Origin of the sequence: Xanthomonas sp. WHRI 8393 (assembly GCF_040203315.1) — a bacterium.
GTDB lineage: Bacteria > Pseudomonadota > Gammaproteobacteria > Xanthomonadales > Xanthomonadaceae > Xanthomonas > Xanthomonas arboricola.
The window spans coordinates 342,594-356,997 of the sequence record NZ_JBEGGL010000004.1 but is presented as its reverse complement, the minus strand read 5'-3'; the positions used below and the strand labels follow the sequence as shown (position 1 = coordinate 356,997).

5 protein-coding genes are annotated in these 14,404 nt (G+C 67.5%); all 5 read right to left on the bottom strand.

The window, feature by feature from the left end:
• Positions 1 to 79 precede the first annotated feature (79 nt).
• The 5 genes from xpsF to ABQ137_RS15830 all read right to left on the bottom strand — a co-directional run bounded on the left by xpsF (position 80) and on the right by ABQ137_RS15830 (position 14,389).
• Positions 80 to 1,297 carry a type II secretion system protein XpsF gene (gene xpsF, locus ABQ137_RS15850; protein WP_184519544.1) on the bottom strand — a complete coding sequence of 406 codons (1,218 nt, stop codon included), beginning with the start codon at positions 1,295 to 1,297 and terminating at the stop codon, positions 80 to 82.
• A gap of 175 nt (positions 1,298 to 1,472) precedes the next feature.
• Entirely contained in the window at positions 1,473 to 3,200 is a 1,728-nt protein-coding gene (gspE, locus tag ABQ137_RS15845; RefSeq protein WP_029218997.1) for a type II secretion system ATPase GspE, read from the bottom strand.
• Between the two features lie 129 nt (positions 3,201 to 3,329).
• A complete protein-coding gene (locus tag ABQ137_RS15840) occupies positions 3,330 to 5,213 on the bottom strand; it encodes a diffusible signal factor-regulated S8 family serine peptidase (protein WP_184519541.1) in 1,884 nt (627 codons plus the stop codon).
• A gap of 221 nt (positions 5,214 to 5,434) precedes the next feature.
• Positions 5,435 to 11,962, bottom strand: a complete 6,528-nt coding sequence (locus tag ABQ137_RS15835; RefSeq protein ID WP_349783163.1) for an ESPR-type extended signal peptide-containing protein — start codon at positions 11,960 to 11,962, stop codon at positions 5,435 to 5,437.
• 543 nt (positions 11,963 to 12,505) lie between these two features.
• Positions 12,506 to 14,389, bottom strand: a complete 1,884-nt coding sequence (locus ABQ137_RS15830; protein WP_349783161.1) for a S8 family peptidase — start codon at positions 14,387 to 14,389, stop codon at positions 12,506 to 12,508.
• Positions 14,390 to 14,404: the final 15 nt, after the last annotated feature.

Sequence of the window (14,404 nt, the reverse complement as noted above, 5' to 3'; positions counted from 1 at the left end):
ATGACACGGCGGGCATTGCAATGGTTCCCGCATGGGTGTCGCGCGGTCACCGGAAAGTTGTTGTGAATCCGCCGCCACGTTATCCGATGGCATTGGTCAGGTCATACAGCGGCACCAGCACCGAAATGATGACAAGCCCCACTACCGAGGCCAGCATCAGCGTGATCAACGGCACCAGCGCGGCCAGCGCGCGGTCGATGGCTTGCGCGGTTTCCAGCTCGAAGGTGTCGGCGGTCTTGAGCAGCATCGTGTCCAGGGCGCCCGATTCTTCGCCGACCTGGATCATCTGCAGGGCCAGCCGCGGGAAGCGCTTGCCGCGTGCCAGTGACATCGCCAGGCCATGGCCGTTCTTGACGTCGTCGGCTGCGGCGTCGACATCTTCGACCAGCGCCAGATTGGACATCACATTGCGCGCAATGCCGATCGCCGCCAGCAGCGGCACGCCGTTGCGCAGCAAGGTGCCCAGCGTGCGCGTCAGCCGTGCGGTTTCCAGGCGCGCGATCAGGCTGCCGACCACTTTCTGCCGCAGCAACCACTCGTCCAGCGCGGCACGGAACGCGGCATTGCGGCGCTTGCGATCCAGCCACAGCCCGAGCACGCCCGGCACCACGATCAACACCACCCACCAGTCGCGCACCAGCAGGCCCACGCGCAACACCGCCTGGGTGAACCACGGCAAGGCCACGTCCAGGCTTTCGTACATCTGCGCGAACTGCGGCACCACATAGCCGAGCAGGAACAGCAGCGCGCAGCCGACCACCGCTAGCAGGATCGCCGGATAGATCAACGCGTTGATCACCTTGCCGCGCAGCGCACGGCTGCGCTCCAGGTAATCGGCCAGGCGCTGCAGCGTGTCCTGCATGCTGCCGCCGGCTTCGCCCGCACGCACCATGTTGATGTAGAGCTTGGAAAACAGCCCGTGCTGGCGTTCCAGTGCCGAGGACAGCGGCGCGCCGCCACGCACGGTGTCGCGCACATCGCCGATCACACGCCGGCTTTTGTCGTCTTCGGGCAGATCCATCAGGATCGACAAGGCGCGATCCAGCGGCTGGCCGGCACCGATCAGCGTGGACAATTGCTGGGTGAACTGCACCAGCGCGGCGTTGTCGAACGGCTTCTTGCGCAGCAGCATGCGCAGCGACGGCGAGTCGTTTTCGCCGGTGGCCAGGCGCGTTTCCACCGGCAGGTGGCCCTGCTCCTGCAGGCGCAGCGCAACGTCTGCGTCGCTGGCCGCTTCCATCTGGCCATCGAGCATTTCGCCATGGGCGTCGAGCGCTTTGTAGCGGTACAGGGGCATCAGGCTGGACGGCTGGGAGTGGGGAATCGGGATTCGGGAATCGGGAAAAACAGGAGCCTGCGCTGCGTTGGCGCCATCTGGCGCACACGCACGCGTGCGCGACGCATTGCCGGGACCTTGCCCTGCTTATCTTCCGATCCTGAGCATCCGATGCTCGTTGTGGCTCCGTTGCCTCTCACGCATCCTCCGTCACGCGCAGCACTTCTTCGATGGTGGTCTCGCCGCGCAAGGCCTTGGACAGGCCGTCCTCGTACATGGTGCGCATGCCGGCCTTGCGCGCCAGTTGTTCGATCTCGCCCATGCCGGCGCGGCGCATCACCGCGCGCCGCAATTCGTCGTTCATCACCAGGAACTCGACGATGGTGGTGCGGCCCAGGTAACCGGTCGGCGCTGCAGCCGAGGCACGCGGACGATACAGGTAGATCTCGCCGTCCGGTTGCAGCCGGCGCAGATTGAAGCGTTCGATTTCTTCCGGCGATGCCAGGTAGCGCTCGGCGTTGGCCAGGTCGAGTTTGCGCACCAGGCGCTGCGCCAGGATGCCGTTGATGGTGGAGGTGAGCAGATAGTCTTCCACACCCATGTCGAGCAGACGGGTAATACCGCCGGCCGCGTTGTTGGTGTGCAGCGTGGACAGCACCAGATGGCCGGTGAGCGCGGACTGGATCGCGATGCGCGCGGTTTCCAGATCGCGCATTTCGCCGATCATGATGATGTCCGGATCCTGACGCACGATGCTGCGCAGCGCGTTGGCAAAATCCAGCCCGATCTGCGGTTTGGCCTGGATCTGGTTGATGCCTTCGATCTGGTATTCCACCGGGTCTTCGACGGTGATGATCTTCACGTCCGAGGTGTTGAGCTGGCTCAACGCGGTGTACAGCGTGGTGGTCTTGCCCGAACCGGTCGGGCCGGTCACCAGCATGATGCCGTGCGGTTGCTCCAGCACCTTGCGGAACTGCGGCAGAAACTCTTCGGTGAAGCCGAGCTTGTAGAAGTCGAACACCACCGTTTCGCGATCGAGCAGGCGCATCACCACGCTCTCGCCGTGCGCGGTGGGCACGGTGCTGACACGCAGATCCAGCTCCTTGCCCTGCACGCGCAGCATGATGCGGCCGTCCTGCGGCAGCCGGCGTTCGGCGATGTTGAGCTTGGCCATGATCTTGATGCGGCTGATCACCGCGGCGGTGAGCTTGGCCGGCGGGCTTTCGCCTTCCACCAGCACGCCGTCCACGCGGTAACGCACCTTGAGCCGGCTTTCGAACGGTTCGATATGGATGTCCGAAGCGCGCAGTTCCACCGCGTGCTGGATCACCAGATTCACCAGCCGGATCACCGGCGCTTCGGACGCCAGATCGCGCAGCGCTTCGATATCGTCGCTGCTGTTGGCATCGCCATCGGCGGTTTCCACGATGGTGCCCATCGCGCTGCGGCCCTGGCCGTACCAGCGTTCGATCAGGTCATCGATTTCCGAGCGCAGGCCGACCTGCAGCAGCAACGGGCAACCGGTCGCAAGCCGCACCGCGTCGATCGCGTAATCGTCATAGGGATCGGCGATCCACAACTCCAGCCGGCCATCGCGTTCGCCGACCGGGCATAGATGAAATTGTTTGAGGAAGCGCAGCGACAGCCCCTGCACTTCCGGCAGCATTTCCGGCGGGGTATCGCCAAGCTGACGTGCATCCACCAGCGGCAGACCCAGCACATCGGCGCAGGTCTCCGCATGATCGCGTTCGGACACCAGGCCCAGACGGCCCAGCAAGGCCAGCAGACCCATACCGGATTCGGTCTGCAACTGGCGCGCGCGCAGCAGATCGGTGTCTTTCAGACGACGGCGTTCAAGCAGCGCTTCGACGATGCGTGTCTCCGCACTGCGATGCTCAATTGGATCGACGGCAACCGCGTTCACACTCGTCTCCACTGGTCCGGCGCCGACTGTAGCAGTTTGCCGCGACGATCAACCGTACGCATCTGAATCGTCCTGAAAAACGATGCCTCCGGTAGTTGGCCGGGGGCATCGGTCACACTATGGGACGGCTTACTGTCGTGCGACGAGCGTCAGCTTCGCGTAGTCGGCAGCGCCCACCAACTTGATGTAGTAGGTGCCAGCCTTGGGGGCAGTGAAACGCACGGTTTCGCTGTTGCCCGGGCGGGTCGACTTGGCGTCGTAACTGGTGGCGCTGGGCTCGGCTTCATGGCTGACGTACACCGACACATCGCCGGTGCCGCCATAGGTCATGAAGCTGAGCACGGCACCGGCCTTGGCTTCGAAGCTGTACAGCGTGGAACTGGCGTAAGCACCGCTCAGGCCGGTCAACGGGGCCTTGTTGGTCAGCGCGATGGCGGTCGGCGCGCAGCTCTCGGTGGCCGGATCGCAGGGCTCCACCAACACCGCTTCCAATGCGGCCTTGGCATCGACGATGCCGCTGCCGATCGGGGTGCTGGCCGGCGGGGTCACCGGGAAGCGACGGCTGGTCTGCTTGAGCAGGGCTTCCACCGCGGCCGGGGTCAGCGGGCCGTCGCCCAGACCGATCGCCGCGCTCTGCACCAGGGCGACGACACCGGCCACGTGCGGCGATGCCATCGAGGTGCCACCCAAGCCCATATAGGTATAGGTTCCCGAGGTCGGCGTGGTCGCACCGGTGTAGCCGGCCTGCCAGATGTAACCGCCCGGATTGCCGTCCACGCTGCCACCGCCGCCCGGGCCGGACAGGTCGACCTTGCTGCCGTAGTTGGAGTAGTAGGTGATGCCGCCGGTGATGCGCGTGGCACCCACGGTGATGGTGTTGTTGCAGCTGGCGGGCGAATGGTTGGCCGCATCTTCGCCGCTGTTGCCGGCCGCTACCACCACGGTGGTGCCGCGCGCGACCGCGCCGTTGATCGCCAGCTGGGTGGCCGAATCGCAGGGCTCGCCGCCACCCAGGCTCATGTTGATCACCTCGGCCGGGTTGGTGTTGGCCGGCACGCCAGCGACCGTGCCGCCGGACGCCCAGACGATCGCATCGGCGATGTCGGAGGTGTAGCCGCCGCAACGGCCGAGCACGCGCACCGGCAGGATGGTCGCCTTCGGCGCCACGCCAGCCATGCCTACTCCATTATTGGTCGCCTCGGCCACGGTGCCCGAGACGTGGGTGCCGTGCCAGGAGCTTTCCTGTGCCACCGAGCCGTCATAGCAGACGTTGTCGGCCTCTTCCCAGTCGCCGTAATCCAGCGCGCCCGGCACGCGGGCATCGGTGGGACGACGCGAGACTTCGGCATCGGTGATGAAGTCGTAACCCTGCAGCAGGTTGCCGGCAAAGTCCGGATGGCCGGGCAGGATGCCGGTATCCAGCACTGCCACCACCACGCCTGCGCCCTGCGACAGATCCCATGCGGCCGGCGCATTGATGCCGCCGTTGGGGTTGCTCAGATGCCATTGGTACTGCGCGTACAGCGGGTCGTTGGGGACCAGTTGCGGGGTCACGTCCGTAGCGGCAACGCTCTTCTTGATGTCGACCGGGCGCAGCATGCGATCGATCTGCACGTCGGCCACGGACGGGTCGTTCTTGAGCTCGACCACCACCTTGTCCACCTGGGCGGTGGTCAACGTGCTGGACAGCTTGATCAGGTCCGAGCCGATACCGAGCTTGCGCACATACGTCGCCTTGGCGGCGGCTGCGCTGCTGCGTGCGCCGGTGCTCGTACCGACACGGCCGACCGCGGCCTGCACCGCGCTCAGCTTGCTGGCGCGATCGGTCGCGGCAGCAGTGTTGTCCTTGTAGCGCACGATCAGGCGACTACTGAACGCAGCGCCGGCCGATGCTGCCTGGGTCGGTTCCTTGACCAGCAGTTTCGGGGCAGCAGCGAGCGTGCCCGATGCACCGAGCGCCATCATCAGGATGGCGCCGGTCAGCGGGGAGAGACGGAAATTCTTGTCGATCACGGTGAAGTCCTCTTCGTGTTTTTCGTCGATCAGCTGGGAGCGGTTCTCGAACTGCGGCGCAACTGCGATGCAGCGCGCTGCGTTCGATCAGCCACTCCTGGTAAGGCCATCACTCCATCGAATCCGTTGGCCGGCCCAGCCACGGTCCTTGCCCGCCCCCTCAGGCCTTGCTCTGGCGCGGCGGCGCACATCGGCGCCGCCGCGTGTCATGCAGCGGCGCGTTACCAGCCGAAGCCGGCACCCACACCGATCGAACTGTCGTCACCGCTGAGTGCGCCGCCTACCGTCAGGGTGGCGCGCGGGCTGATCGCACGCTGATAGCCCACCGACAACGCCGACTCGCCGTTCTGGAAACCGACGCCGGCACCGACGCGGTTCTGCGTGGCGATGCCACCGACGCTGGCGGCCATGTTCAACATCGCCGAGCTCATCGCACCCTGACGATCCAGGCGACGGTTCTGCCGGCGCAGACGGTCTTCGATATCGCCCTGGTAGGTCTCGAAGCTGTCGGCCATCGCGTTGTAGCGGCTGTCGGTATAGCTGTTGGCCGCGGCAACGCCGTTGTCCAGCTGGCCCTTGTTGACCGCATCGGTGGCTCGCGTGCCGGCGGCCACATTGGCCACCTGACGCTCGCCGCCGACGCTGCCCACCGACACCGTGTTGGCACGATCGGCAACCGACCCCTGACCCAGCGCAACCGCACCCTGCGCACTGGCACGTGCGCCCTGGCCGATCGCCGTGCCGGAGGCCGCACTGACCTGCGCGCCTTCGCCCATCGCCACCGCATTGGTCGCCACCGCGGCAATCTGCGTGTTGGCGCCGACCGCGGTGCTGCCATCGGCATTGACGCGTGCGTTGCTGCCGATCGCGGTGTCGTTGGGGCCATGCGCATACGCGCTGCCGCCGATCGCCGTGCCGGTCACGTGGTTGGCCACTGCGGCCGTGCCCACGGCGGTAGACGTTGCAGCCGGGGTGATGCTGCCGACCACTGCGGCGGTCGGCGTGCCCTGCACGCCTGCGCCGGTATCGGCAACGGCGTTGCCCGACGGGCTCACTGCGCTCGCAGCCACCGCAGGCACCCCTGCAGTGCGCAGCGACAGCGTGCGTGCCGCGGTGCTGGCCGTTGCGGTACCACCGCGTGCATCCAGCTCGGTGACCTTGCTGTCCAACGCGGTCAATGCCGCACCGACATTGTTGTAGCTGGCACCCTGGATCACGTAGGTCGGCGCGACGAACACGCCCTGCGCACCGATCGCCGCGCCACCGCCGAGGAAACTGGCGGCGTTGCTGAGCGACTGGAACAGCTGGCCGCCGTTGATCGCATCGGTACTGGCACCGGCAATCGCACCGTTGCCGACGTTGACGATGCGGCGCGTGGCCGGGCCGCCGCGGCCATCGCCGCTACCCACTGAGACCACGTTGGCGTCATAGGTACGCGAGCCCGAGCCCAACGCCACCGAGTCGGCACCACTGGCACCGGCATTGGCACCCAGCGCCACCGCATTGGCACCGCTCTGGCGCACGAAGGAGTTGTAGCCCAACGCCACACCGTTTTCGCCGATGGAATTGGTCTGCCGGCCCATCGCGGTGCTGTTCACGCCGCTGGCGCTGCTGTCCACGCCCATGGCGCTGGCGCCGGTGGCCGAGGCGCGGCTGCCGGAGGCGATCGCCACGCTGCGTGCGCCGCTGGCGGTTGCACCGGCGCCCGCTGCAGTGGCGCGATCACCGGTTGCGCTGGCCACCCCTTCACCGGTGGTTTGCACCATGCCGCTGGTGGTCTGCACATCGGCCGCCAGGGCATCCAGCTGGCCCTTGTTGACCGCATCGGTCGCCGCCTGGCCGTCGCTGACATTGACGATGCGACGCGTGGCCGGACCGCCGCGGCCATTGCCGCTGCCGATCGACACCGTGTCGGCTTCGTAGGTGCGCGAGCCCGAGCCCAGCGCCACCGAATCGGCACCGGTCGCACCGGCGTTGGCACCGAGGGCCACACCATTGACCGCGCTCTGGCGCACGAACGAGTTGTAGCCCACCGACACCGCGTTCTCGCCGATCACGTTGACCTGACGACCGACACCGGTGCTGTTGATGCCGGTTGCCGATGCATCCACACCGACCACGCTGGCGCCGACCGCATCGGCGCGGCTGCCGCCACCCAGGGCAAGCGTATTGTCGGCAAGGGCCGCCGCGCTCTGACCGAGCGCGGTGGCATTGACGCCGTCGGCATACGAATTCCAGCCGATGGCGGTGGTGTAGTCGGCCGTGGCCCACGCGCCCGCACCGAATGCGGCAGCGCCGGTGCCGGAGGCACGCGCCGGGATGAAGCCGAAGAACGTGCTGCCGCCGACGGCCACGCTTTCTTCGCCGGTGGCTTCGCTGAATTCGCCCACGGCCACTGCACTTGCGCCGGAGGCCAGTGCGGCGGCACCCACGGCGGTGCTGTAGTCACTGGACGCCACCGCACCATAGCCCAGCGCCGACGACAGCCTGCCGCTGGATTCGCTGTAGCCACCGAAGGCGGCGCTGCCGACATTGGAGGCGGTGCTGCGGAAACCAGCCGCAGTAGCCTGGTTGTCCGATGCCACCGCTTCGCTGCCGAGCGCGGTCGCATAGGTCGAAATTGCCTGCGCGCCGGCACCGTTTGCGCTGGCGCCGACATCGCTGGCCAGGGCATTGCTGCCGACGGCGCTGCTGTTTTCGCCGGTGGCCTGGGCGTTGTTGCCCACTGCCGCTGCGCCGGTTCCGCTGGCCAGCGCACTCACGCCAACCGCCGTTGCGTTATCGACCACCGCCTGCGCACCGGCACCCAACGCCGTGGCGCCGGTACCGGTGGCATTGGCGCCCTCGCCTGCGGCCAGGGCGTTGTCGCCCTCGACGTAGGCGCCGGCATCGCTGTCATCGCTGCCGCTGGCCTGGAAGTACTTGCTGGTGGATTGTGCGGTTTCGGCAACGGCGTTGAGCTGATCCAGATTCACCGCGTCGGTGCCCTGCGTACCGGCGGCCACGTTGGTGATCTGACGCTCGTTGCCGGCGCTGCCCACCGACACCGCAAAATCGCGATCGGCCACCGAATCGGCACCCAGCGCCACGCTGCCTTCGCCGGTGGATTCGGCAAAATTGCCGAGCGCGGTGCTGTTGAGGCCCGGTGCCCATGCCGCGCCGCCGAGCGCGGTGGAGTAGTCCCCGGAGGCTTCGGTCGGCAACAGGCCGAGCAGGGCGCCACCGACCGACACGCTGTTGTAGCCGCTGGCCACGCTGCCCTGGCCGGCCGCAACGCTGTAGTCGCCGGTTGCGGTGGCATCGCCACCCACGGCCACGGTATTGGAGCCGCTGGCGGTGCTGAAATTGCCCAGCGCGGTGCTGTTGAAACCGGTCGCACTGGAATAGCCGCCCAAGGCGGTGGAGTAGTTGGAGGTGGCCTCGGCACCGAAGCCGAACGCCGCCGCGCTGGTGCCATCGGCCACGCTTTCTGCGCCGACCGCAGTGGCCGACTCGCCACTGGCGCTGGCGAAATAGCCCACCGCGGTGGTTTCGCTGCCATCGGCCACGCTCAACGTGCCGGCGGCCAGGGAACCATCGCCATACGCACCTGCCGCCGCACCCAGCGCGGTGCTCTGCGCGCCGGCGGCTTCGCTCTCGCCACCCACGGCCACGGCGTAATCGCCGCTGGCCTGACTGAAGGCGCCGTTGGCGATGCTGCCGTAGCCACTGGCAGCGGCGTTGTAGCCGGCTGCATTGGCGTACTGCGCGGTGGCGCTGGCACCGCTGCCGATGGCGACGGCGCCGATCGCAGTGGCCTGGCTGCTGGAACCGAACGCGCTGCTGTAATCGCCGTCCGCAGTGGCGTTGGAGCCGGCTGCGGTGGCGTCCTCGCCCTGCGCATCGGCCGTGCCGGTGCCGGTGCCGGCAAACAGACGCGCAGTGGTTTCGGCGGTTTCGCCGACTGCGTTGAGCTGGTCCAGGTTCACCGCATCGGTACCCTCGGTACCGGCGGCGACATTGGTGATCTGGCGCTCGCCACCGACGCTGCCGACCGCCACCGTATTGTCGCGATCGGCAACCGCGCCGGCACCCAGCGCCACGCTGTTGTCGGCGTAGGCCACGCTGTCGGTACCCAGTGCCGTGCTGCCCTGGCCCCACGCCACGCTGGCCACACCCACCGCAGTGGATGCAGCACCGTTGGCAAGGCTTTCATAACCGAGTGCGGTTGCGCCGCGCCCGCTGGCGATACTGCTGGCACCCAGCGCCGTGCTGTTATCGGCGAGCGCCGACGCATCGGAACCTGCCGCAACGCTGTCGGCGCCTTCGGCAATTGCGGTGCCGTCACCGGTGGCGACGAACGTGCGCGCGGTGTTGGCGGCGCCATCGGACACTGCCGTGAGCTGATCCAGATTGACCGCATCGGTGCCTTCGGTACCGGCAGCGACATTGGTGATCTGACGCTCGCCGCCAACCGTGCCCACCGACACCGTGCTGGCGCGATCGGCCACTGCGCCGACGCCGAGCGCAACGCTGTTGTCGACCGCAATCCGCGCGCCGTCGCCGATCGCAATGCTGTCTGCGCCTTCGACGACTGCCTCGGTGCCCAGCGCAATGCTGCGATCGCCATAGCCGACTGACTGCGAACCGATGGCGATTGCACGCCCACCGCCGGCATAGGCGTTGTCGCCGATGGCGACCGAAACGCTGCCGCTGGCGGCCGAGGTGATGCCCACCGCGACGCTGCCCGCGCCGTAGGCGGTGCTTTCCGCACCCACGGCGGTGCTGGTGTCGCCCCAGGCCACGCTGGCAAAGCCGAGTGCGGTGGATTCGAGGCCATTGGCGATGCTTTCGAAACCGATCGCGGTACCGCCACGACCATTGGCCACGCTGGTGCCGCCGACTGCAGTGCCATAGAAGCCCGATGCCGTGCTGTCGGCACCCACGGCGGTGGCATAGCGGTCGCTGGCGATACTGTTGAAGCCGAGCGCGGTGGCATTGTTGACATTGGCCACCGCACCACTGCCGACCGCAGTGGTGTTGACCGCTGACGCCAGGCTGCTCGAACCCAGCGCAGTGCTGTAATCCTCGTAAGCCGATGCATTGGAACCGGCCGCAACGCTGTCCACGCCTTCGGCAATCGCGGTGCCATCGCCGGTGGCCACGAACGTGCGTGCGGTGGTGGCGGCGACGTCGGACACGGCGGTGAGCTGATCGAGATTGACCGCATCGCTGCCTTCGGTACCGGCGGCGACGTTGGTGATCTGACGCTCGTCGCCAGCCGCACCCACCGACACGGTGTTGGCGCGCGTGGCCACTGAATTGGCGCCCAAGGCCACCGAGTTGGCGCCGCGTGCGGTGCTGTAGTAACCCAGCGCGGTGCTCAGCTCGCCGCTGGCCCAGGATTCCGGGCCAACTGCCGTGGCACCTTCGCCAGGTGCATAGGCGAAGTAACCCACCGCGGTGGCTTCGGTGCCGGAGGCTTCGCTGAGCGTGCCCACTGCCGTGGTGTAGCTGCCCGATGCGATCGCACCGGCGCCGAGCGCGGTGGAGGCTTCGCCGCTGGCCTGGGTCTGTACGAAGAAGCCCAGACCCGGAATGTAATCGACCGGACCACCGACAGCGGTGCTGCTGGTGCCGCTGGCGCTGGTCTGCGTGCCCACCGCAGTGGCGTAATCGCCCGCCGCATTGGCCACCGCACCGAACGCGGAAGACTGCGTCCCGGCCGCATACGCACCGACGCCGAACGACGAGGCGGCGAAGCCATCGGCATTGGCGCTGGCGCCGACTGCGGTTCCGCCGACGCCGGCACTGGTGGCGCCGGTGGTGACCGGCACGCCGCCGTTGGTGACCAACGGCTCGCCGTCTTCGTCCACGGCAGCGCCGCCCACGGCCACGCTGCCAGGGCCGTTGGCCTGCGCGTTATGGCCGAATGCCGCGCTGTTCTGCCCGGATGCGAGCGCATTGGCGCCGACCGCAGTGGCATTGTCGGCCACCGCATTGGCACCGGTTCCCAGCGCAGTGGTCGCCGTGCCTACCGCATTGGCCGCATCGCCGGCAGCCAGCGCGCTATCGCCTTCGACATAGGCGCCGACGCTGTCTTCGCCCGGGGTCGCCTTGAAGAACGTGGCCGTGTCTTCGGCCACGTCGGCCACGTCGCGCAACTGCGCCACGTTCACCGCGTCGGTGGCGTTGACGCCGGCGCCGACATTGGTGATGCGGCGCGTGGCCGGGCCGCCGCGGCCATTGCCGCTGCCGACCGACACCACATCGTCTTCGTGGGTGCGCGAGCCTGCGCCCAGCGCCACCGAGTTGGCACCGGTCACGCCGGCGTTTGCACCCAGCGCGACGCCGTTTTCGCCGCTCTGGCGTACGAAGCTGTTGTAGCCGATGGCCACCGCGTTCTCGCCGATCGCATTGGTCTGGCGGCCGATCGCGCTGCTGTTCACGCCGCTGGCGCTGCTGTCGGCACCGCTGGCGAGCGCGCCGGTGGCGCTGGCGCGGCTGCCGGCGCCGAAGGCAGTGGCGTTGGCGGCAGGTGCCGATGCGCCGCGGCCGATCTCGACCGATTGCGCCATTGCAGAAAGGGGGAGTGCGATGCCGGCGCTACCCAGCGCCAGGGCGATCGCGGCAACCAGGCAACGGCTCTGGCGGCGGTCGATGAATGCGGCGGTGCTCACTGCGCCCGGGCTGTCGCCGCTGGCCAATTCCGATGCCACGGCCCACACGCCTAACGATTTGTTCCAGACCTTGCGATAAATCCGATTCATCGACGCACTGCTCCTGAATGTTGGGACTGGTTTTTTGACGAACACCCACCATCGCGAGGCATTCCAGCCGCTGCGGTTCCCCGTGGTGATTGGCGCCATGGGCCAAATGGCGGTGCGCGGGAAGCTGCACCCTGGGTAGTCAAAAAGTGAACGCTACCCAACCATAGAACTGAGCGAAGTGTTAACAGCGGTCAAATCAGGCGTCAAGTTTTTGACAGAAAGCGAAGCTGAGCGTGCGTTCCATCACACTTCTGCTTGCTTTTATTCGTTTTTTGATAATTCTTTGGAAAACAGCGATCTAGGTCATGTCTTGAGAGACATTTCCAAGCTGAATGCGCATGTCCGCAGCAGACAAAAAAGCCCGCTGGCAGGACGCCAGCAGGCTTGGTTGCGCAAAACCGCGCGCCGAACAGGTCAGGAATCGGACCAGCGCTCCCCGCGCCGACCACTCAGCCCATCATGGTGCAGGACGAGAGCGGTTTTGCCCGTACCGTTGCGTCAGGAAACCGACGTCAGTGCCCCCTCGCGCCGCCATGTGTCGGATCACTGACGCGCCAACAGGCTCACTCCATCGAAGCCGCTGCCGTCGAGCCGGATGAAATAGGTCCCGGCACGCGGTGCGGTGAAGCGCACCGTCTGGCTGGTTCCGCTGCGGCTGGACATGCCGTCGTTGTCGGTCGCGCTCGGCGCGCGGCCCAAGGCGACATACAGCGCCGCCTGCCCGCTGCCGCCGAAGCTGATGAAGTTCAGCACCGCACCCGCGTTCGCCTCGAAGGCGAATACACCGGCATCGCCGGCCACATTGGACAGGCCGCGCTCGGGCACGCTGTTGCGCAGCGTCTGGGCATCCAGCTGGCAGCCCAGATCGCCGCTGTCGCAGCGACGCAGTGCACGATCGATCGCCGCGCCGGCATCCACGATGCCGGTGCCGGCCGGCGTGCTCAACGGCAACTGCACCGGAAACGCGCGTGCACTGCGCTTGAGCAGGCGTTCCAGCGCCGCAGGTGTCAGCGGCGGCCTGCCATCGGCGATCAGCGCGCTCTGCACCAGTGCGGCCGTCCCCGCCACGTGCGGGGAGGCCATCGAGGTTCCGGCAAAGCCGGGCCCGATGTAGTCGAATTGGCCGGACGTGGGCGTGGTCTTGCCGGTGTAGCCGGTCTGCCAGATCCAGCTGCCGATCGGGCCGTCGTACAAGGTGTCGGTTGCCAGATCGCGTGCGCCACCACCGGGTGCGGCCAGATCGATCAAGCTGCCGAAATTGCTGTAGTACGCCAGGCCGCCGGTCAGGCGGGTGGCCGCCACCGACACCACATTGGCGCAGTTGGCCGGCACCGCACTGGACACATCCGAGCCGTCGTTGCCGGCCGCCACCACCACGGTGGTGCCGCGCGACACCGCACCGTCGATCGCCGCCTGCATGACCGAATCGCAGGGGCCAAAGCCGCCCAGGCTCATGTTGATGATTTCCGCCGGGTCGCGATTGTCCGGCACGCCCTCCACATGCCCGCCGGACGCCCACACGATGGCATCGCTGATATCCGAGAAAGAACCGCCGCAGTGACCGAGCACGCGGACCGGCAGCACCTTGGCCTTGTAGGCCACACCGGCACCGCCAATGCCGTTGCCGGTGGTCTCGGCGATCGTGCCGGCCACGTGGGTGCCATGCCAGGAGCTGTCATGCGCCGCGGAAAAAATGCCGCACTCGCCGTCTTCGGCCTCCCAGTCGCCACGGTCCAGCGCACCCGCCACGCGCGTATCGGTCGGACGTCGCGACCGGCCGGCATCGGTGATGAAGTCGTAGCCCTGCAGCAGATTGCCGGCCAGATCCGGGTGCGCCGGCAGGATGCCGGTGTCGATCACCGCCACCACCACGCCCTCGCCCTGCGCGGTCTTCCACGCCGCCGGCGCATCGATGCCGCCGACCGGATCGGTGAGATGCCATTGATTGCTCGCCAGCAGCGGATCGTTGGGCAAGCTGCCGCCGCTGCTCTGCAACGGATAGGCGCGTGCATCGATCTGCGCATGTTCCACCGCCGGATCGGCTTGCAGCTCGCGCACCAGGCGGTCGGCGTCGCTGCGGCTGAGTTGCGTGAGCAACCGGATCAACTCCCCACCCACCGCCAGGGTACGCACATGCGTCGGCGCGGCCTGCGCGCCGCTGCGCGTGGCCGACGCCAGGCGCACTGCCGCGCGTGATGCCGCTGCAGTGATGGTGGCGGTGGACGCGGCGCCGACGTTGCGCGCGCTCACTGTGCCGCTGCGATAGGTGACGATGATGGCGTCGACCGGCGCATCGCGCATGGCCTGCAGCTGTTGCGCGCTGCGCATGCCGGCGTCCGGTGTGGCCGCGCTGGCGATGCCGCTAGCGAGTGACAGCACGGCGCTGCAGGCAATGGCGAGGGTTCGGGAACGATGGGTCTGAATCACGATGACGTCCTCTTC

Bases quoted from the DNA above. Each gene is read 5' to 3' on its own strand.
- xpsF (WP_184519544.1), bottom strand. From the start codon at position 1,297: ATGCCCCTGTACCGCTACAAAGCGCTCGACGCCCATGGCGAAATGCTC.
- ABQ137_RS15835 (WP_349783163.1), bottom strand. From the start codon at position 11,962: ATGAATCGGATTTATCGCAAGGTCTGGAACAAATCGTTAGGCGTGTGG.